Annotated in this window: 22 protein-coding genes; 21 read left to right on the plus strand and 1 reads right to left on the minus strand. The window is 43.1% G+C overall.

Annotated features, from left to right (window positions below; translation table 11 throughout):
- The first annotated feature begins 119 nt into the window (after window positions 1-119).
- The 15 genes from SDEN_RS00720 to SDEN_RS00780 all read left to right on the plus strand — a co-directional run bounded on the left by SDEN_RS00720 (window position 120) and on the right by SDEN_RS00780 (window position 14,026).
- Window positions 120-7,613 (plus strand): RHS repeat-associated core domain-containing protein, encoded by a 7,494-nt coding sequence (locus SDEN_RS00720; protein ID WP_011494603.1) that lies wholly within the window; start codon window positions 120-122, stop codon window positions 7,611-7,613.
- A gap of 1 nt (window position 7,614) precedes the next feature.
- Window positions 7,615-8,100, plus strand: a complete 486-nt coding sequence (locus SDEN_RS00725) for a hypothetical protein (protein WP_011494604.1) — start codon at window positions 7,615-7,617, stop codon at window positions 8,098-8,100.
- A gap of 309 nt (window positions 8,101-8,409) precedes the next feature.
- Window positions 8,410-8,586, plus strand: coding sequence for a hypothetical protein (locus SDEN_RS20400; protein WP_157599803.1), 177 nt, complete (start codon window positions 8,410-8,412; stop codon window positions 8,584-8,586).
- Window positions 8,587-8,636: 50 nt separating this feature from the next.
- Entirely contained in the window at window positions 8,637-8,759 is a 123-nt protein-coding gene (locus tag SDEN_RS20925; RefSeq protein WP_269571447.1) for a hypothetical protein, read from the plus strand.
- A gap of 238 nt (window positions 8,760-8,997) precedes the next feature.
- The gene (locus tag SDEN_RS00730; protein ID WP_011494605.1) at window positions 8,998-9,324 is read left to right on the plus strand and encodes a DUF5992 family protein; all 327 of its coding nucleotides are present in this window, start codon (window positions 8,998-9,000) and stop codon (window positions 9,322-9,324) included.
- Window positions 9,325-9,516: 192 nt separating this feature from the next.
- Window positions 9,517-9,828, plus strand: a complete 312-nt coding sequence (locus SDEN_RS00735) for a hypothetical protein (RefSeq protein ID WP_011494606.1) — start codon at window positions 9,517-9,519, stop codon at window positions 9,826-9,828.
- An 86-nt stretch (window positions 9,829-9,914) separates the two neighbouring features.
- Window positions 9,915-10,253 (plus strand): hypothetical protein, encoded by a 339-nt coding sequence (locus SDEN_RS00740; RefSeq protein WP_232279913.1) that lies wholly within the window; start codon window positions 9,915-9,917, stop codon window positions 10,251-10,253.
- 14 nt (window positions 10,254-10,267) lie between these two features.
- On the plus strand, window positions 10,268-10,993 hold the full coding sequence (locus SDEN_RS19680; protein ID WP_011494608.1) for a hypothetical protein: 726 nt from the start codon (window positions 10,268-10,270) through the stop codon (window positions 10,991-10,993).
- 34 nt (window positions 10,994-11,027) lie between these two features.
- Window positions 11,028-11,243: a hypothetical protein gene (locus SDEN_RS20755; RefSeq protein ID WP_011494609.1), complete on the plus strand. Its 216-nt coding sequence runs from the start codon at window positions 11,028-11,030 to the stop codon at window positions 11,241-11,243.
- A 204-nt stretch (window positions 11,244-11,447) separates the two neighbouring features.
- Window positions 11,448-11,798, plus strand: a complete 351-nt coding sequence (locus SDEN_RS00755) for a hypothetical protein (RefSeq protein WP_232279914.1) — start codon at window positions 11,448-11,450, stop codon at window positions 11,796-11,798.
- A gap of 17 nt (window positions 11,799-11,815) precedes the next feature.
- Window positions 11,816-12,163, plus strand: a complete 348-nt coding sequence (locus tag SDEN_RS00760; RefSeq protein WP_041405618.1) for a hypothetical protein — start codon at window positions 11,816-11,818, stop codon at window positions 12,161-12,163.
- Window positions 12,164-12,318: 155 nt separating this feature from the next.
- The gene (locus SDEN_RS00765; RefSeq protein WP_041405619.1) at window positions 12,319-12,678 is read left to right on the plus strand and encodes a hypothetical protein; all 360 of its coding nucleotides are present in this window, start codon (window positions 12,319-12,321) and stop codon (window positions 12,676-12,678) included.
- Between the two features lie 410 nt (window positions 12,679-13,088).
- On the plus strand, window positions 13,089-13,214 hold the full coding sequence (locus SDEN_RS20930) for a hypothetical protein (RefSeq protein ID WP_269571448.1): 126 nt from the start codon (window positions 13,089-13,091) through the stop codon (window positions 13,212-13,214).
- A 99-nt stretch (window positions 13,215-13,313) separates the two neighbouring features.
- The gene (locus SDEN_RS00775; RefSeq protein WP_011494611.1) at window positions 13,314-13,652 is read left to right on the plus strand and encodes a hypothetical protein; all 339 of its coding nucleotides are present in this window, start codon (window positions 13,314-13,316) and stop codon (window positions 13,650-13,652) included.
- A gap of 59 nt (window positions 13,653-13,711) precedes the next feature.
- Window positions 13,712-14,026: a hypothetical protein gene (locus SDEN_RS00780; protein WP_198134618.1), complete on the plus strand. Its 315-nt coding sequence runs from the start codon at window positions 13,712-13,714 to the stop codon at window positions 14,024-14,026.
- Between the two features lie 52 nt (window positions 14,027-14,078).
- Here SDEN_RS00780 and SDEN_RS00785 read toward each other — a convergent pair whose 3' ends face one another.
- Entirely contained in the window at window positions 14,079-14,423 is a 345-nt protein-coding gene (locus SDEN_RS00785; RefSeq protein ID WP_011494613.1) for a hypothetical protein, read from the minus strand.
- Window positions 14,424-14,634: 211 nt separating this feature from the next.
- Between SDEN_RS00785 and SDEN_RS00790 the strand changes: the two genes are divergently transcribed.
- The 6 genes from SDEN_RS00790 (at window position 14,635) to SDEN_RS00815 (ending at window position 21,181) form a co-directional block, all read left to right on the plus strand.
- Window positions 14,635-14,979: a hypothetical protein gene (locus SDEN_RS00790; protein WP_011494614.1), complete on the plus strand. Its 345-nt coding sequence runs from the start codon at window positions 14,635-14,637 to the stop codon at window positions 14,977-14,979.
- A gap of 301 nt (window positions 14,980-15,280) precedes the next feature.
- Window positions 15,281-15,457 carry a hypothetical protein gene (locus SDEN_RS20625; protein WP_198134619.1) on the plus strand — a complete coding sequence of 59 codons (177 nt, stop codon included), beginning with the start codon at window positions 15,281-15,283 and terminating at the stop codon, window positions 15,455-15,457.
- A gap of 3 nt (window positions 15,458-15,460) precedes the next feature.
- Complete coding sequence (putP, locus tag SDEN_RS00800) at window positions 15,461-16,957, plus strand: sodium/proline symporter PutP (protein WP_011494615.1); 1,497 nt, start codon at window positions 15,461-15,463, stop codon at window positions 16,955-16,957.
- Between the two features lie 16 nt (window positions 16,958-16,973).
- Window positions 16,974-18,083, plus strand: a complete 1,110-nt coding sequence (gene proB / locus SDEN_RS00805) for a glutamate 5-kinase (protein ID WP_011494616.1) — start codon at window positions 16,974-16,976, stop codon at window positions 18,081-18,083.
- 12 nt (window positions 18,084-18,095) lie between these two features.
- Complete coding sequence (locus tag SDEN_RS00810) at window positions 18,096-19,358, plus strand: glutamate-5-semialdehyde dehydrogenase (RefSeq protein WP_011494617.1); 1,263 nt, start codon at window positions 18,096-18,098, stop codon at window positions 19,356-19,358.
- A 302-nt stretch (window positions 19,359-19,660) separates the two neighbouring features.
- Window positions 19,661-21,181 carry a PKD domain-containing protein gene (locus tag SDEN_RS00815; protein ID WP_011494618.1) on the plus strand — a complete coding sequence of 507 codons (1,521 nt, stop codon included), beginning with the start codon at window positions 19,661-19,663 and terminating at the stop codon, window positions 21,179-21,181.
- Window positions 21,182-21,240 lie beyond the last annotated feature (59 nt).

Below are 21,240 nucleotides of genomic sequence, written 5' to 3' on the forward strand. Positions count from 1 at the left end.
ATCATCTTGAGAAAAAACAGTGTTACATAACTGAGTCGCGTGTTAACATTTTGTTTTTTGGTGATCTGGTATATCCGAAAAGGATTTCACGGCCTCAGCATCGTTTAAGGATGAATAACATGTTCAAAAAACTAGCCTTCATTTCTGTGTGTTTTTTACTTGAGGCGATATCCTTTAAGGCGAATGCGATTAGCGATGGTGGCATTTCAAAAGTATATATGGGGGAAGGTAAGTTCTCTTTGAGCATTTATTCCGATCCCTTCACAAACCAACCTATGGCAGTTGCCCCCTGCGATGTTGAAACCCAGAGCAATAAGCTTGTAAGCACATCGATTTCGATTAACCGTGCAGTGCCTTTACCTATTGATGGTAACTACCCGATAGATAATTGTGGAACCACAAAATGGTACCGTACAAAAGTCGCGACTCTTACGCCTATACCGGGCGAGTTGTTGGCAGGAAGCAATAACAGCATTACCCAAGGATTATTAGATTTAGGTGAATATCAATACCGTTATCAAAGCTGCACTGCATCTGGGTATTGCCAAGGATATTCAACCCCGCTAACTATTACAGTTCAACCGATAACCAAACCAGAGCAACTGTTGTTGCAAACCCCTTCCAATTCCAGTGTTGAATTAACATGGAGTTTGCCGAATAGAATTTCATTGAGAGATCAAGATAGCGTCGTTGAGCAAAGTGTTAATGGTGCAGCTTGGACTAAAGTTTATGTGGGCAAACAAACTTCAATAATCTTACCAACATCTGTTGGGCAATATCAGTTTAGAATTAAAACATGCAGCTTTGCTAGCTGTAGTGATTATGCGTTATCGAACAGTATTAACAGAAGTGGCGGCACGATTGAACAATTAAATTATAGCATTCATAAAGATGCTAACGGCAATATCTATCTTGTCCGCCCTGCTACATTTATTCCGATATCGGGTGATATTTTCATTCCTCTTTTTATTGCCGATAAAGGCAATGTGATTGTAATGACTAAGAATGGTGCATCTTGGTCATTAACAGAAATTACCTATGAGGAGTTTATCGCTTTACAAACTAATATCGTTCGTGAAGCTTCAGTGCGATACGAAAATTTAACCGGTAATACCAGCCTTGACCTCATCATTTCGCTAAGTGGCAATTTCGCAGATAGCATTGTAGTCAATGATATCAATGCAACAACTCATGAGGCTACGTATTGGGATTGTAGCGAAAGTGTTTGTGTTGTAGCAGGTTCTCCTGAGGCTGTGCCTGCAGTACAAGTAGCGCCTATACCAAGTATCAATGTTGCTTCATCAAGTGTAGGTATCACATCGGGGGACTTTAGAGTCGACGAGTCAGGTGCGGCTACATTTAATATGCCGCTGAGTTTCCCTGTCGGAATTGCCAGTGTTACACCGCAAATGAGCTTATCTTATAATTCCAATTCAGGTAATGGTGAATTAGGCATTGGCAGCAGCATTGTTGGGCTGAGTTCCATTACTCGTTGCCGCTCAACCTTTGAGCAAGATGGTGTTTCAGGAACATTAACACTGACCAAAGCTGATAGATTTTGCATCAATGGACGAAAGTTGGTGTTAAAGAAAAATACTGGCGAGTATGGTGCAGCGGGCTCGGAATACGCGACTGAAGTCGACAGCTTTATTTCTGTCGTTGCAGTAGGCAGTAGTGGTAACGGTCCGGATCATTTTGAAGTGACACATAAAGATGGCCGTTTTGAAACATATGGTCAAGCTGGTAATAGTCAACTATTCGGATTTGATGGGGATACCATAGAGACTTGGTATCTATCAAGCCAGCAAGATAACCTAAAATTAGATGACAACAAGATCAGCTATTGTTATATCAATGGTGGCCTTAATTGTCGTTCAACTTCAATGTTGGCTGGTAATAATGAGATTTTGATCGATACCATTAGTTATAGCGGCAACACAGTTGAATTTAATTATCAACATCGTACCGACGTAAGTCAGGGGTATTCGCTAGGGACATTAAAAGAGCAAACACTGCGATTGGAAGATGTTCTTGTTAAAAATCATAATAATGTGCCCTTAACAAAATATCTGACGTCTTATGATTATAATGTTGCAAGTGGGTTCAGTCAGTTGCTTTCTTTGGTACAATGTAATGGTTCTGGAAATAGTTGCCTGCAGCCCATAAGGTTTAATTGGAAACCTGCAAACCCATACTTAATGTCTACCGGTAGGTGTTTTAGCACTGATCCCAATCCCTATGTTTCCGATACCGGCACCTGTAAATTACCTAAGACGGATGGTACATTTTACGGGGCAAAACCCATTGATTTCAACGCCGATGGTTTTGTTGATTTAAGTTATTTGGTCGCTGAAGGGAGTTATTATTATTTAAACTTCTTGCTTAATAATAACGGTGTATTAACTGGGGAAAATGCTCCGCATTCGAATTCCAGTGAACGCTTATATTTCTCAAATGATAATACCCCCGAATGGCACATCATAGATGCTAACGGTGATGGCTATCAGGATGTTTTGCTAAAGCGTAAAAGAACGACAAAATATACAAGCCAAGCTAATCCAGAACAATGGTTCTTATATCAAAATTCCGGCAAAACGGATCATAGAGAACGATTATTTACTCCTGTAGAGTTTGATTTACCCACCTTTGAAAATAAAGCCCTAGTTGTTGCTGTCTATGATTACGATGGTGATGGACTCGCTGATGTTATCGCTGGTCGTAAAGACGGTACTACCTATGGCTATAGAAAAAACAACGGTAATGGTTTTGATGCTTTTGTTACCTTGCATGTTAATGGCAGTTCACGTAATCAGGTGGAGTTTGATAAGTCGATATATGGAGATTTTAATGGTGATGGCAAAGTCGATCGCATATATAAATCAAGACCAAATTATACTCAGTGCGATCCGGGCAGAACCTGTACCGTAGATTGGCGATTAAATGGGAGCTTTATATCCACCAACATGATCAATGTTGTCGTCGGTGATATCAATGGTGATGGTTTATCTGATCTTGTGTATGAATATGGTGTCCATAATAAAATTAGAACTCGATATGCAACAGGCAAAGGATTTACTGATGGTGAGACACTGTCCTTAGAGGAAGGTTTCAAGCATGTACAACTAGTCGATATTAATGCGGATAGTCGAGCCGATCTTGTTTATTACATTCCCAGCACAAGACGCTTTAAATACCATTTATCAACAGCCAATGGATTCAGTGACAGTGAGTTGCTCGATGCCTCAGTAAGCGCCGGGACCAATGTCGATCAAGTGTTTGTTGTTGATATTAATGGCGATGGGCTCAACGATATCTCTTATGTGGATATCAGTGCTAAATCATTGAAGATTATTAGAGGTCAATCACAACCGGATAATGAAGTTAACAAAGTATCAAGCATAGTAGATGGTTATGGTCAATCTACGGCAATAAAATACCGTACTATGTTGGATAAGACTGTCTACCAGGTTTCACAAGCGCAAGACTCGCCCTTTTACACGCCGGAAAATTTGAATTTACTTAATTGGGGTCGTGGCAGTCGTATCTTCAATCTTTTGTCACCAATGTCTCTGGTGGCTTCTACAGAAAATCGTCAGCAAAGAGTTAATTATAAATACTATAAAGCCTTGCTACAGGGTGGCGGTAGAGGTTTTCTTGGCTTTGGACACATAGAGTCAAGGTATTATAAATCAGGCTCGGAATTTAAAACGACAACATCATATAGACAAGATTTCCCCTTTACCGGAATGGCTGAAGTGACTTTTCGTTACTATGGTGATATCAGTTTAGGCTCTGTGATAAATAAGCTAAAGCTAGAAAGAACCATTGCGCCTTTTCAACCTGTCATAGAAAAAGTGACAGAAAATAATAGCAGCATCAGCAGCGCTTCTTTGCTTCAATCACTCAGTAAGAAAATTACTCAGCGTCAATACGATTTGTTTGGCAATATCACCCAAGAACAGGTCACGACGACAGATTATGCTAATAGTAATCAAGTGACGACTCAGGTTGTAGATAACGAGTATGGCAGTACAGATGAGTATAAACGATTTGGTCGTTTAACTAAGACCACGGTGACTCACGGGGTGACTGGTCAAAATACTATCATGCGCGAGAGTGAATTTACTTACCTGAGCAATCTATTATTAGAAAATGAAATTATAGAACCAAATGGCGGGAATGAGCTTTATCTTCAAACACATTATAACTATGACTCGCTAGGGAATGTGATTAAAACCTCTGTCTGTTCTAAGCATTTTGAAACCACATGTGGTGCAGGGCAACAGAATACTAATGACCCATTATCAATACACCGTAGTACAGTGAACAATTATGATGCCCAAGGGCGCTACCTTATCAGTAGTGGCAATGATCTCTTTATTGAGGCAAGGTTCAAAAATTTCAATGCATTTGGCCAACCTCAAACAATCTTAGATGCTAATAATAAAGCCGCCGATGTACGCTATGACGACTTTGGCAATGAGTATTTCAAACGGGATGGTACCGGTTCAAGTCAACACACAACTAAGGCATGGTCTAGCGATTCAGCTTCGATTGCGGCCCCATCAATCGCGGAAGATTATTTTTATGTCATTGGCATTAGTGCTCAAGGTGCACCGAGTAAGTGGCAGTACATCAACGATAATGGGCAAATGATTGCCGAAGTTAGCCAAGGTTTCTCTGAGGATATTTATCAAGGCCATAAATACGATGCATACGGGCGTAAGACTCATGAATCTATACCCAGCACGTTGAGTGTTGCTCTGTATGGTCCAGTATGGGTTCGTACTGGCTATGATGTATTCGATAGGGTTATCTCTACTACCACGCCAGAGCGAGTCACTCAATTTACCTACGACAACCGCGTGACAAGTTCTACTGTCAGCAACGCTGCAGGGGCGATTCATACCTTTAGTCAAAGCTCTAGCAAACAAATTGATGCACAAGGCCGGCTGCTCTATGTCATAGATAACGATAATCAACGCCTGGATTACACGTATGATGCTATGGGTAATTTATTAACTGTGACAGGTGTCGACCAGCAAGTGACGACCAATCAGTATGATGCCAAAGGCTACCAAAAAGAGTGGATGAATGATCCTGATTCGGGGGAGTGGCATTATAGTTATAACGCCCTGGGTGAATTGGTAAGCCAGACCGATGCCAAGCAGCAGAGTATAAGTTACACCTATGACGCCTTGGGCAGAACCCTGTCTCGTACCGACGCAGAGGGGACGGCTCAGTGGCGTTTTATCGACACCCGACCACATCTATTGAAGCAAGAAACTACCACTGGCTATGTTAAACAATATCAATATGATGATTTTGGACGGCAAATACAGACCCAACTGGTATTAAACGCAGAGCAGCAATTTTTCGTTGAATCGCAGACTTACGATCAGTTTGGCCGAGTGTTCCAAAAATTTGATGCCAGCGGTGACTTCCAAGGTATACGTTATCATTACAACGACCGCGGGTACGTATTTAAGCATCAAGAGGCTCGAGAGGGCATGAATGGTGAAGTGTATTACACCATCAATGCCATAAATGCCCTGGGACAAATCACCGATGAAAGCCTAGGTAATGGCGCCCATGTTGTTAAAAATTACAGCAACCTAACCGGTAAGCTAAATGGCTTGGCTGGAAGTCATCAAAATCAAACCTATAGTTTCGATGGCCTAGGCAACTTAAAGCAGCGAATTAATTATAATCGCACTGTTAATGGTCAGGCCCTAACCGAAGAGTTTGATTACGACAGCCTTAATCGCTTAGAAACCGTGCAGTTAAATGGCATTGAGACGTTAGGATTAACCTATGAGGGTAATGGCAATATTCTGTCTAAATCCAATGTTGAAGCTGGTGCACGCTATCAATATGCAACACAAGCGGCACAATGTAATGCCACAACGGATGTTGTAGCAGGCCCCCATGCATTAACGCAAGTGGGGCAATTAAGCTACTGCTATGATGCCAACGGTAATCAAACTCGCACCTTTAGCGGCACAAACCAAACCAGAGCAGTAAGCTATACCAGCTTCGATAAAGTGTCTGCTATCACTGCCAATAATGAGACCACCCGCTTTACTTATGGTGCCGATCGCAATCGTTATAAACGCGAGAATATCAAAGAGGGTAAAACACGCACGAGTTTCTATTTTGGTAACATTGAACTTAATCAAAATGAACTCGGTACCGGCTATGATCTAAAGCGCTATATTGCAGGCTATGGTTTGCAAACCCACTATGCGTCGACAGGGGTAAAGCAATTACAGTATTTGCTTAAAGACCATTTAGGCTCTATCGATGTGGTGTTAAATGACAGCAATGCCATTGTGGGAGCCATGAGCTTTGGGGCATTTGGTGAGCGCCGAGCCGCAGAGAATTGGTCACCTTGGTCAGCGGCGCAATTTTCGAATAAGATCAGCGAGCTTAGAGCGATAAGCATTCGTGGCTTTACCGGGCACGAGCATGTGGACCATGCCAACATTATCCACATGAATGGCCGAATATATGACAGTTATACTGGCCGTTTTATGCAAGCCGATCCTATGGTGCAAGCACCTGAAAATGGCCAAAATTTAAATCGCTATAGCTATGTGCTTAATAACCCTTTGAGTTACACAGATCCCAGTGGCTACTTCTTCAGTAAGCTGTGGGATAACATTAAGCCTTTCGTTGGTGTGATAGTCGGCGTTGCGTTAGGTGCTTTTTGCGGCGGGTGTACCGCCCCTATGATTGGCGCTTTAGCTGGCGCCGCAGGGGCTGCCGCGAATGGGGGCAACATAGTGATAGGTGCATTTGTGGGGGCCTTTTCTGCGGGTGCTTTCGGCGAAATAGGCAGCTCACTACCCTTTGATTCTAGTCCGGTTGCCAATGTGTTCGCGAAGGGTGTCGTCGGCGCCTTTACTAATGGCATACAAGGGGGCGAGTTAGGCCATGGCTTCCTCAGTGCCGGTTTCGGCGGCGTAGTCTCTGGTAATATCATGGGCATAGGTGGCGGCGCCGAAGCCTACATGCCAGTACGCACCTTAATTGCGGCGATAGCCGGTGGCACAATCTCTAGGTTGACTGGGGGTAAGTTTGCTAACGGCGCCACAACAGCTGGCTTTGCACACTTGTTTAATGCTGAGAGTGCGAAGACAGTTACATCTGATAGTGATTATGATGGTGAAAGTGAACTCATTGGTGAAAAAAGAGCTGCCTTTGAAAGTGAATTTAAAGAAATGCAAAAGGAAGTACGAAATTTGAAATCCTTTAGTGGTAAAGGCGGATTAGACAAAGCGACAAAATTTTTAGAAAAAAGAGTTCACCAGTTAGCGGTCAAATATGATGTAGAGATTAACGCCAATTTAAGCCAAGCGACAAACGGCTTATGGGCTATCGATGGTATAGGAACTAGTTATAACCGTCATGGAGTTAATGTAATTGCTGCTAACATTGGTACCGCTAAAGGTTGGACTTGGAAAGCAAACTGGCATTCTCATGGTGCTGGTTATAATACAAATATAAAGGCTGATACTTACGTATCAAATCAAATGGCGCAGGCCGGATATAATTTAAGATGGTTTTATACAACTCAAAGCGGTTTCTCAGCTGTTACAAAGGAATTTTAAGATGAGGGTTAATCATTATTTATGTAAGATAATCACATTCCTGTTTGTTTTTTATATTTCTCAGTCAACTGCCGAGGCAATTAAACATCCAAACAGATACATGGTTGGTGATATATTGGATGATTCTGAAAATGATTTGTCAGGGCAGTATATTGTAGTTGATGGTTTTATTTTATTTGAAAGTGGAATGTCAGAAGTTGCGTATTTATACGAAAACATCTCCGACTTCATTTTGGGTAGAAAGTTTGTCTATGTTGAATTGACAAAAAGTGATTATAACGAATATAAACATCTTGATTTTTGTGGTGTAGGTGTTTTAGGTTATGCTGGTAGAAATGGATTATCTAATAATCTATTGATTACCAAAATTAAAAAAATCACTGCAAGCGAAACAGTTTTAGCTTTAGCGGAAGGATCATTTAATTACAAAACAAGGGCGCCAAAACCTGATTATCAGTGTTACTTAAAGCGCATTCTTCATAAATAAAATAAGAAATATTTGGCCAGATTGCTCAAAAATAGCAAAGTCGATGAGTTAGTCAGCTTCGAACTGTGTGGAAATATGGAAATATATGAACGCACCCGGTGAGTCAAGGCAATAATCTGCTCACCGAAGGCTTTTTTGGCCTTAGTTTTCTGTTCAACGGCTGCACACTTGAGTTTTTTGTGAAGGTCTTTTTGTATATATACCTTGAAAGACACTGTAGGCTGCGAAGTGGATAGTCTTAATTGAAGTCTTAATGTGTATTAACCAAGAAACCATGATGCTTAACATCCCTAAAAGGTCACAATGTATATGAAATTTATTAAAATAATGCTAACCGCAATAGTGCTATTCGCTGCGAGCTTTACTGTTAACGCAGAGGTGAGTTCGGGCACTGTGACTGTGCTGCGAACCACTATGGATGGGCAGAAAACACTGTATTTTAAGATGAACCCCATGCCAGCAGGCGTCCCCAATGGTTATATGTAAGAGAAGGCTCAGGAAATGCGGCGGGCTGTCAGTTAATTACCGATGACACCATGTTGCAGCTGGCATACTCAAGCTTATTGGCAGCGAAAGCGGCGGCACTAAGGATTACTGTTGGCTATTGTACCGACAGTAACGGCTATGGCTTGGTTAACCAGTACATCGAATTAGACTAGGACTTATGGCCAAACGCTTTAGTCAATAAATGCACAGTAATGTGTGATTGACGATTCACTCGTCCAATAATTCATACATTGTGGATCACGGATTAACATGATTAGGGCTGGTTCTATATCAAATGGCTCTATATCAAATAAGCTTATGGTTATTGTGCAGCGTAAAGCGCCGTAATTGAATAAAATGGCATCAAGGCATGCACTTATTATTTGAATCCAAGCCTATAAGGTTTTAAAAATGAAATATTTAATATTATTAGCCGTTGTTTGCCTCCTGTTGCCAAGCTTTGCCTCGGCGGGTGAGTTGACGAAAGGTGCCACTATTTTAGAGGTGGCTAACCATGCGACAGGCAGTGGTAAGAATTTTGCCATACAAGTTGAAGGTGGCATTGGGCCTTGCAATGGCTGGATATACTTTTTGGAGGACAGTGCCGCGTCAGCGGCTACTTATTCACAAGCATTTTCCATCGCATTAACGGCCTTTAGCAGCGATAAAAAAGTCAGGGTGCATAACTTTACTGACGACGCTTGTACTGGGGCGCGATTTATTTCCATTAGTAAATAATTGCAGCACCATTACTGGTGCTGTCACTACCTTTCCTGTCTGCAGTTATTATCCTTCTATAAAAAATTAGCCCTGTGGTTTAACGACAGCAAAGATTGTAGCACCGCCAGTCATCCAACATGGTTGGCGTTAACGGGTTGGTATTTTGACCCTCAATTAAACGATTAATACTTTTTACCCTGTGGAGATAAGATGTTCAAATTTGTAACGATACTATTGTTAAGCCTATTACTAACCTCGTACAGCGCGAGCGCGGCGGTAACTTGTACTGGCACCGTAGATCAAATCTATAAGTGGAACAGTATGGAGCGGGTGTCGATCATGTTAAGTTCCACAAATAAATGGATCAATATGCCGACTAAGACAGATGAAGCCATGGCATTGATGGCGTTTGCAGCCAACAAACCCGTGTCTTTGTATTGGGCGGCCACAGATGTCACAACTTGCAAAGATGGTTGGGAGCATAATCGCAGCCTAGAAGGTTACTGGGTGATAATGAAATAGGGTTCAGTGAACGCTTGGGATTGGCGAATGCGTTTGAACTGTTTGTTTAAACCGGCGTCATGAAGGATCATTTTAAGGAGATTGTTGTGCGCGTTACTATTTTATTATCCTTGTGTGGTTTATTGGTAAGCAGTTTTTCCGCCTTTTCAGCGACTGAAACAACTGCAACCACCAGTATAAATCGGTTGATATCTTACAACCAATACGGCGGTGGCGATGTAGCATTTACTGTTGTGCATCCATCTGCTGGTTGTGATGGTTATTGGATTAACAAGGCGGATCCTGGTTTCGATGCCAATATGAGTATGATTTTAGCCGCCTATCACGCCAAAGCTCCAGTGCGGGTTCATGGCCTTAACGATCAAAAATGGCAAGGCACTGGTAGCTTTTGGTGCAAGCTGTATGCAATCGAGCACATTCAATAGGAGCTGTGACTACTATGATTAACAGCTTTAAAGCGATAAAACGCTTGGGTTTGGGCTGCACATTTGTGTTTGGCGCTGTGTTGGTGAGTGGCTGTCAGTCGGCCCCCGAATTGGCTAAAGCGTCAGCACAAACACAGCCGAAAATTGAAATAGGTTTTACTGAACCTAAGCAGATAGTGTTTCAGGGTAAAGGCGCGGGTGCCGGTATTGCATTAATGTCCGCCATGGGGCCGGTGGGGATTGCCGTTGGGGTGGCAATCGATGCGGGTATTGCTAAGGACATAGGCACGGTATCAATGCAACAAGGTTTTGATATTGACGCCATGTTACAACAGGGTTTAAGCGCCGCAACCACCCAAGACTACCAACTTAAGATCAGTGCTGCTGAGCCTAGTTCCGTTTCTGAAAATGAGCCTGCGGTTGAGCTCTCAACTGAACACACGACTGAGCCCTCGACTGAACTCTCTATTGAAGATGCGGCCAAGGTGCCCAAGCTACAGTTAGTGCGCTTTGGCTATAAAATTGTCCCAGGTGAAAATGATGCCACTAGTGCTGAGTTAATAATCCAGTGGCATGACAATAACCATGCCCTGCAGCAGATCCATTATCCCAATGACTTTGAACTATCCCCCAATGCGCCACTAGCGCAGCTGCGTACCGATGGCAAGCTTGCAAATAAGCTGATGCAAGCGGCGATACAGGCCATGTGGCAGCGTTATTTCGAACAAACCACACCTTAAACTTTTAATCGATTCAGTCTCAGGAAAGAGCGTAATGAAAAAATTATTAATCGTATTATTACTTGGTTTTTGCGTTAATGCTAATGCCGACCACTACTACCGCAATGTGACCATAACAGGTGCAGGGATATATGGCAGTGGCGGTAAGAGCATTTTGTTTGTTGATTTTATCGGTGATAAAGCTGGCATGACAGCTTGTGCAACGACCAAGCGACTCGCTATTGATAGCAGCACGCCACAGTTTAAATAACTGGTCGCCATAGCTCTAATGGCCTATGCCAAGGCGGATACTAAGGTCGATATTCTAGTGAATGACAGTTGCAATTACTGGGGTAATGCCGAAGATATAGCCGGCATAAAAATGGGCGACATGCCCTGGTAAGATGTTAATTTAGCGAGTAAATGTAATAGTGTATCTAGTAAGTAAATGGACGGATTTTTAAAGGATGAAACAATGATTAAGAAAATGAAATGTTTATCAACACTATTACTAGTGTCTGCCGTTGGATTAATGGCGCCCACGACTGTATTGGCCAGCAATCAGACTGGCATAGTGAAAAAAGTGCTTGTCAGGACTGATGGCCTACATTGGTTTTACCTTGAGGGTGCACGCAGCGAGCGTCCAGCTTGTAGCGCTCAGCATGAGTATTGGATGATTAAAGATGAAAACTCAGTATACGGTAAGAGTCAGTTTTCTATGTTACTAACGGCGTATGCCAGTAAATCAAAGGTAACCATTAATGGTAATGGTACCTGCTCTCGCTGGGGCGATGGCGAAGACATTAATACAATTATTCTTGAATAAAGAGGCGAGAAATATTTATGGGTGCAAAAAACATAATAAGTGTCTTATTTATCTTTCTAGCAATGATGGTTTCTTCTGCGCAGGCAAGTAGTGTCAATCCGACTCAAATTACTGGCGTCTTGGTTGGGCCTAACTATGGGACTAACGTTATTTTAACCATCAGTAACAAGCCAGCCCAAGTCCCAGCTTGCCAAACTAACCCTGGGTATAATTATGTATTTGATGCCAGCACAGAAGTTGGACAAATCACCTTAAGCGTGGTTCTTACTGCATATGCTTCAGGGAAGAATGTTTGGTTAGCTGGAAGCGATCAATGTGATGTCTATTCTGGAATAGAAACATTAAAGCATATCGTAACCAATTAAAGCTTCTGGGCTATGAGATCGTAAGTGGAGCTTATTGTTTACCGTTTATGATTCATAACCCCTTGGACTGCAATTAGCATGTAATTTTTAAAGGCTTCTTGATTACATAATTATTATTTTTAACAGTGCTCTATTATCTACAGGATGTACTCGTAATGTTGAACAAGCTCAGCTCAATAATATTGTTACTCTCGGTTAGTTTAAGTGCAGTAGCAAATCCAACCTGTCATGGAAAAGTATCAGGTGTATCGATCTCAGCTAGTGGCAGTGTATATGCGTCAGTATCAAATGGTGGCAGCACAAAATTTACGGATGTCGTGTTTTGCAATCTGAACAAAAGCGTAGGGAACTATAATGGCGAATCCTGTAAGGGGTTGCTGTCTCTATTATTGTCAGGTTCGGCGATGCAAAAAAATGCGACGCTATGGTTTCAATCCGCTAGCTTTAATCATTGCACTCAAAGCTGGATGGAGCTGGATAAAATAGGTTTTTATCACATAAGAATAGATGGCTAAAAAACTTCAGTCACTCCTTGAGTGCCATGTTCGGTATCTGTGTAGGGGATATTAATTGTTGATTTGGCTTGATTGGCGTGTTGTAAAGCCGAAGCTTAGCCACAAGTGATCATTGGAGTGGTGTAAAACAATAATAATTAGCATCGACTGGATGAATTAGAATATTTCTTAACTGAATGAATATGGAGTACGTTATGAGGTCAGCGTTATGGTTATTATTGATAACCTTTTTATTTATCAGTAGGTGTTCGTATGCTGATACTACGGGGACTATTAAACAAATGGTTTGCCACGATGCAAGTGTATCGCCAGTCTGTCATGTGTCCATGAATGGCACTGTGAATTTGGCTGCATGCGCGACATCCGGTTGGCATTATAGTTTTGTTGGCACTACCGCTGAAGGGAAGAATATGTTGTCAATTATACTGGCGGCGCAACTTTCAAAACAATTAATAACAATTGGCGGTAAAGGCACTTGCACTGTGGCCGGTGGTTCTGAAGATTTAAGGCATGTGTATATAACGACCGCCCCATAACGAGAGTGCCAACAACATGGCTTTGTGTCGTCAAGCAAGTGTCTTGAGTACAAACTTAGGGCTGGATAAAATTTACTACATTAATTTAGGATTACGACAGTGAGAAAAATAATAGCCACATTGATGCTAAGTGCATTGATTCTATCTAGCCATCAATCTATTGCAGCAGGGCCAGAATGGATAACTTACGCGAAAGTAACAAAAGTAGTAGTCACAGCAAATGGTGGCGTTAATATTGCGCTTTCCCCAGCGCTTTCAGGTTGCACTTCGCAAAGCGGCTATGGTGAACGCTATGCTTCACTGTATCCGGATCACCCCGGACTAGATAAGATTCATTCAATCGTGCTGGCGGCATTTATGGCAGATAAACCCATTGCGGTCTGGCTGTCCGATAGCACTTGTCGAATTGGTGAAGTTGAACTGGGTGGAAGGCAGTAGCTGAAGCATGTTTTTATGATTGTTTAATTAAAAAACCAGATTTGTATATGGAGTATACAGTGAATTTAAGAATGATGTTGTTGACCATAAGTTTGTTTTTTTCAACTTTTTCTCATGGTGCGGAGAGCTATTTAACTGGAAATATCGTTAACATTACTGCGGTAGAGCAAGGCATGTTAATTATGCTAGATACTGGAGTACCAGGCAATTGTGAAGGCACACCCTATAATTGGATGTTAATCAAGCAAGAGCATACAGTGATGATTTCCGTGACTCTGGCAATGTGGATGTCTGGTAAGAAGACATTCACTGTCTATACCAAGGAGCGTGCCAGTTCATTCTGCGAGGTAGGACAAATTGATCCCGCTGAGTAATTGATTGGACTATTCGGCCGCATCCCTATTGTATAAATGAGCAATTAATTACTTATTCATTTGAAGCATGGGAATGACGGCCGATATAGTTAAGTAATTGTAAGTTTGCATTAGTTCCAACCGCAGGAAATCCCAATGTGATGCGTTTATGTGCTGCCATTTTGGCCAATATTGTGCTCCAAATGGATTTACCCCCAGCCGTAGTCGTGTCTAAGGCGTAGGAATAACAACAGCCAGCTTGTTTCGCATCAAATTCATTTAGGTTTCTAAACCAGACTGTGCCATTGGCTGACATCTGCCACAGGAGCTTGCTGGCGTCCTCTACCTCAACCCACTCTTGTGAGAGTGCTGATGTTGATATTAGCAGTGCAATAGCAACACTTAATCCTTTAATCATGGTCTAAATCCTTTAATATTGGTTTGTATTATGAGTATCTAAATCGTGTAATGAGTTTTTGCAGCCATATTCTATTATAGGGAATCACTGTTATAGGTAGTGATAATATTTATTCATTAAATCCTGTTGTGTCTATCGCTATGAAAATACTATGCTCAATTCGCCTTCAGGCTAAAAAAATGCACTGAAGCGTATAAATAAAGGAAGGGATATGAAAAAGATAAAGGTATTATTGGGGTTGGCACTACTGGCTTGCTCTGCGGCGGCATTGGCGGAGGATAAATGCACCAGTTGGGGCTGTATCTCAACCGTTTCCACCTTGTATACCAATGCCGATGGTGCCATCTATGTCGGCACCCCGTTGGATGAATCCTTAGCTAACTGCACCTCGGTTTCTGGGGCGTTTTTTACCCTCAATCCCACAGCAGGCAACGCCAAAGAGATGTATGCTAGTGTGTTAGCCGCGCACATGTCGAACAAGAAAATCATGTTGCGAGTGAAAGAGGGTCATCCGACCTGTGAACTGGCATACGTGACTTTAGATACCTCTTATTAAGTTAACATTTTCTCAAGCCTTCATCATGAATATCAAGCCCTGAGCCTAACGGTTCAGGGCTTTTTTAATGTTTATTTCATGGCCCAGCAATGGCCTTTAGGGTTAAGGGGTACACTCGATAAAACAGCGATAATTACTAATAGTTCGAATCATGTTTTAGTGCTGATTAACTTGTGTAAACCATGATTAAACGGCTTAAATACTGTCAGTGGGTAGAAAGTGACTAGCAAAATGAGGTACAATAGTTACAGCACTAACTATGTTGGTGTTTTTTTTTGTCAAAAATAAACTGGAGGGAAGCATGTCATTTGACAATGCAACCGAAGAAATTATCATCACTCAGGGGTTAGCCCGTCTGAGTTTATCACTTAAAGAAGCGTTTCAACTCTTGTGCTTAGGCACACTATTAAGCACCTATCTTTTTGTCATGTTGAAACCAAATGTGATTCAAAATAACAAAGCGATTGGAGAAGCGTAATTTATGCCGATGTTAACTTATGTATCCCTAGGATTGTATTTCGTGGTCATGTTGGCCATAGGTTTATTTGCTTATCGCCGTTCTACCAGTGACGTGTCTGGCTATATTCTTGGCGGCCGTCAGGTGAGCCCACAAGTGACTGCATTGTCGGCGGGCGCGTCTGATATGAGCGGCTGGATGTTGATGGGTCTGCCTGGTGCCATGTTCTTGGTGGGATTTGAGACGATTTATATCGCCGTTGGCCTGCTTATTGGTGCCTTGGTGAATTATCTTATTGTTGCCCCTAAACTTAGGGTCTACACAGAGGTTGCTCATAACTCGCTGACAATCCCTGAGTTTTTTGCCAAGCGCTTCAACGCGCCTAACAGCAATATACGCATAGTGGCGGCGGTCATTATCGTAGTGTTCTTTACTTTATATACCTCAGCGGGCCTAGTGGCTGGCGGCAAGTTGTTTGAATCTGCTTTTAATCTGAATTATGAGCTGGGTTTGATCGTGACCTTAGGCGTGGTGGTGTCTTACACCTTGCTAGGCGGCTTCTTAGCCGTGAGCCTGACGGACTTTGTTCAGGGTTGCATCATGTTTGTTGCCCTCATCTTAGTGCCTGTGGTGGCCTTTCAAGAGTTTAGCAGTGCGGATAAGATGATGGATTTTGCGTATCAGTCGATTCCGCATTTCTCTGAAGGCATGCAAAATGTCACCATGTTGGGATTGATCTCAAGCCTGTCATGGGGCCTTGGCTATTTTGGCCAGCCACATATCATAGTGCGCTTTATGGCTATTCGTTCTGTGAGCGATGTGAAAATTGCCAGACGCATAGGCATGAGCTGGATGACAGTGACCATAGTCGGTGCGTTAGCGACGGGTCTTGTGGGCATAGCCTACGCCAACAAATTTGAAATGACCTTAACCGACCCAGAAACCATCTTTATTGTATTTTCTGAGTTGTTGTTCCACCCACTGATTAGTGGCTTCTTATTGGCAGCCATTCTAGCGGCCATCATGAGCACGATTTCCAGCCAGTTATTGGTGTCATCGAGCTCATTGACAGAAGACATCTACCGCGTGATGTCTAATAAAGAAGCCAGTGAAAAAGACATGGTTAAGCTAGGGCGTTTCGGTGTGGCTGGGGTGGGTATTGTCGCCAGTCTGTTAGCGCTTGATCGCAGCAATAGCATTTTATCCCTAGTGAGTAACGCTTGGGCAGGCTTTGGTGCCGCCTTCGGTCCGCTAGTGTTATTTAGCCTCTACAAGGCGAACTTAACCCACAAGGCGGCGATGGCGGGCATTATATCGGGTGCAGTGACTGTACTGTTTTGGATCTACGCCCCAGTGCTTGCCGATGGCAATAGTTTAACCAGCATAATGTACGAAATGATCCCAGGATTTGTAGTCAGCAGCGTAGTGATTTGGGTAGTTTCATACTTAGATAGTGCACCTTGCGAACAAACCACAGAATTGTTTCATGAAGCCGGCCGTGTCATGGCCGAGCAAAAATAACGGGATTTAGATTTAGATGTCAAAGTTAAATTGGAAACGCATTGTCGTCAAAGTCGGCAGTGCTCTTATAGCGCCTAACAAACAGGGCTGTAGTAGTCATTATTTATTGGGCATAGCGCAGTTTATTGCAAATTGTCGCGCTCAAGGTATACAAGTGGTATTAGTGTCATCGGGCTCAGTAGCTGCGGGTAGACACCATTTTAGCGAGGTCGCTGAACCTAATGTTACCTTGAAAAAAGCCATGGCGGCGGCAGGTCAAGCTGACATGATGGCGATTTGGGACAGGTTATTTGACTTCCCCTCGGCGCAGCTGTTAGTGACTCACGGTGATTTGCGTGACAGAGAGCGTTACGTCAGCATTAAAGACACCATCTTAACCTTGCTTGAACACGGTTTATTGCCCATCATCAATGAGAATGATGCAGTAACCACGGACAAGTTGAGAGTGGGTGATAACGATAATCTATCGGCCATGGTAGCAGCAGCTGCAGACGCCGATGCGCTGATCATCTGCTCAGATGTGGCTGGACTCTATACTAAGAATCCACAGCAACATGACGATGCTAAGCTTATCAAGCAAGTCAACCATATCGATGCCGAGATCTATGCCATGGCAGGCGGTGCTACCGCTGGCGGCGTGGGTACTGGCGGTATGCATACTAAGATCCAAGCGGCGGAAAAAGCCATATCACACGGTATAGAAACAGTGATTGTTAATGGTTTTGAGGCGGATAATTTTAACCGCTTGCTCAAGGGTGAAAACCCTGGCACCTTGTTTACGCCCTTCGACAAACCTATGCAGGAACACTTGCATTGGATGACGCACACCTCGCAGGTGCAAGGGGAGTTAGTCGTAGAAAATGATTTTGATGGCGCCCTCGATGGATTGCCCAACCAACTGACTAGCGATGATGTGATGGCGGTCAATGGCGAATTTTCCGTTGGCGATACCATTTTAGTCCGTAGAGACGATGGCACTAAGTTGGCCAAGGCCCAATCAAATTACAGTAGTTGCCTGCTTAATTTTATTGCCGACCAAGACGATGGCGCCTTTGCCGACGAATTTCAACAAAAGACTGGCTCGATAATTTCTGATAAACATATCGCCATCTTAGAAAATACTTAATTGGAAAATTTAATGAATAATCAATCTTTAAGTTTAATAGAAACCTTATCTCGTGATGCTGCAACAGCGGCGCAAACCTTAGCGGTATTAGATGAGCAGACCAAGAATACTGTGCTGCTTGATATGGCGAAATCATTACGAGCTAGCACTGCAGAAATCCTAGCGGCGAATCAGCAAGATTTAACCCGCGCCGAGGAAGATAACTTAGGCTCAGCCATGTTAGACAGATTATTGCTGACCCCGGAGCGAATCGAAGCCATGGCACAAGGCATAGAAACTATTGTCTCACTGCCGGATCCTGTGGGGATTACTCGTGATTTAAGCGAGCGCCCTAATGGCATTAAAATTAGAAAAATGCGCATCCCTCTAGGGGTGGTGTGCATGATCTATGAGGCACGCCCAAATGTGACGGCCGATGCGGGTGCCTTGTGCTTTAAGTCAGGCAATGCCGTGGTATTGCGTGGTGGTAAAGAAGCACTGCAATCTAGCCTAGTTATCGCCAAAGTGCTGCAAGCGGTATTGCAACAGCATAAGCTACCAAAAGCGCTTATCACAGTAATTCCCGATCCTGACCGCGGCCTAATGATGGAGCTGATGCAGCAGAGAGCCTATATCGACGTTATCATTCCCAGAGGCGGTGAAGGGCTGATTAATTTCGTCACAGATAACAGCAAAATCCCGGTTATTCAGCATTTTAAAGGTGTATGCCACCTGTATGTGGACAAAGATGCCGATTTAGATAATGCCATGGCATTACTGCTTAATGGCAAGACTCAGCGTACCGGGGTGTGTAATGCGCTCGAAGGCTTAATCGTCCATCAAGATGTGGCGGAGGCTTTCCTATCAAAAGCGGCTGTTGAGCTTGCAAGCCACAAGGTGAAAATTAATGCTTGTTCACGTGCTGCTAAGTACTTTACAGGCTGCACTGTGCTGGATGACAGCGAATTTGGCCAAGAGTATTTAGATCTTGAAATCGCCATTCGCATTGTCGATGACTTTGACCATGCAATAGATCATATCCGCGCCTTTGGCAGTCATCACACCGAAGTGATTTCGACCAAAAATGACGCCACGGCGATGCGTTTTCAACGCACAGTGGATGCCTCTGTGGTTATGGTAAACGCCTCGTCACGCTTCTCCGATGGCGGCGAGCTAGGTTTAGGCGCCGAGATTGGTATTGCCACCTCGAAACTGCATGCTTACGGCCCCATGGGGCTTGAGTCATTGACGGCAGAGAAATACCTAGTTAACGGCACAGGTCAAGTGCGCAGCTAATCCCTGCATATTGAAATAAACAGTTAAACCAAGAGCCTGCATCTAATGCAGGCTTTTTTGTCGATGATTTTTTTCTCGGCGCGATTTTACTCTGTTTTGACTGGAAGCAATGTTCGAAAACTAAGTGAGTATTATTGCTCGATCACAGGCAAACAGTTAGCCATGAATGGATGTTGCATTGATGAGTTGAATTTATACAGGTTAGTACATTAATATTATGTAACATTTTTATCTTTATTATAATCAATAAATACAATAGGGTAGCTGGGTAAATGGAGTTTCAACAATAACAAGGACGTGTCATGAAAATAACATCTTATCTAGTATTTCCTTTTATCTCGCTTAGTTTAATCGCTTGCGGTGGCGGATCCAGTGACAGCACGCCAGCTGTATCCATAGCCGAGAATAATGCGCCGACAGCTAGAGTTTCATTAGACAACACTTCAGTTAACATGGGCGATCTTGTATTAGTTCAAGGTGGTCAAAGTAGTGACCCTGATAGTGATAGCTTAAGTTACCTGTGGCAGGTTACCGATCCTCAAGGCGCGACGTTGGCCTTAAATGATGCGAGTAATAAACAGCTAAGCTTTAACGTAGTCATGGCTGGAGAGTATCAAGTAAGCTTGACGGTCAGCGATGGTAAAGGCGCAAATGACAAGGCAAGTTTAGTACTGAAAGTTGCAGGGGCTAAAGCGATTACCGCTGTTATTTCTGCTGCTGCAACGGTAAAACAGGGCAATAGTGTGACGCTTTCAGGGGAAAGCAGTAGGCTAAAAACAGACACTCGCTTTAGCTGGAGTTTGTTAGAAAAACCTGCAGCCAGTGAGGCAGTGCTGACTAGTATAGATACAGTGGAAACGTATTTTACCGCCGACAAGTTGGGCGAATATAAGGTGCAATTAAGCCTGAAAGATCAAGATAATAATACCGATGTGGCTCAAAGTGTGATCACCGCCACTAGCGTTACTAGTAATACGGCTCCAGTGGCATCGATTACAGCTGCGAGTACAGTGCTTAAAGTTAATGAAGAGCTCACTTTGTCTGCGGCTCAAAGTACTGATGCTGATGGCGATACGTTAAGTTTCAGCTGGCAGGTGATTCAAAAACCGGACAATGCCAATGTCAAACTGGAACAGGCAACAACGCAGCTAGCTAAGTTTAGCGCGAGTTCTTTAGGTGAGTATCATGTGGAGCTGACTGTCAGTGATGGTAAGCTACAAGGTAAAAAACAACTGAAATTACAGGTGACATCGACTAATCGAGCCCCTGTTGTCAGCATTAATCTAAACCAAAACTCACCTAAGCAAGGTGAAACCATTAACTTGCAAGGCGTGGGAGTCGACCCTGACAATGATAGCTTACGTTATACGTGGAGCTTAGTGTCTAAACCTAGTGATAGTAGCAGCGAATTTTCCAGCCCAACCCAGCAGAATACTCAGTTATACCTAGATGCCAAAGGGGATTATCTAGTATCACTGATTGCCACAGATAATGAGTTAACGTCAGAGCCCGCCACTAAAAAAATTAGTGTGGCCGTTAATCATCCACCAGTGATCACTAAGGTGCTATACGACATTCAGGTAACAGCGGGCTCCCCCACTAAGCTTGAAGCACTTGCAACGGATCCTGAAGGTCAACCTATGACTTTTGAGTGGCGTTTGGTGGATAAAGATCCTGGCACTAATGGCACATTTAGTGCTCCTACTCAGCCAGTGACCGAATTTACACCGGATCTACCAGGTTGGTATACCTTGCAAGTCAGCGTCAGTGATGGCATACAAAAATCCCTACTTCCTACCACATTACTGATCATGGCAAAGTAATGAGATTGGTATAAATGCCGGACTTAGCCTAAGAGATAGATTTTGCATCTTTGCTAGCA

Origin of the sequence: Shewanella denitrificans OS217 (assembly GCF_000013765.1) — a bacterium.
GTDB classification, from domain to species: domain Bacteria; phylum Pseudomonadota; class Gammaproteobacteria; order Enterobacterales; family Shewanellaceae; genus Shewanella; species Shewanella denitrificans.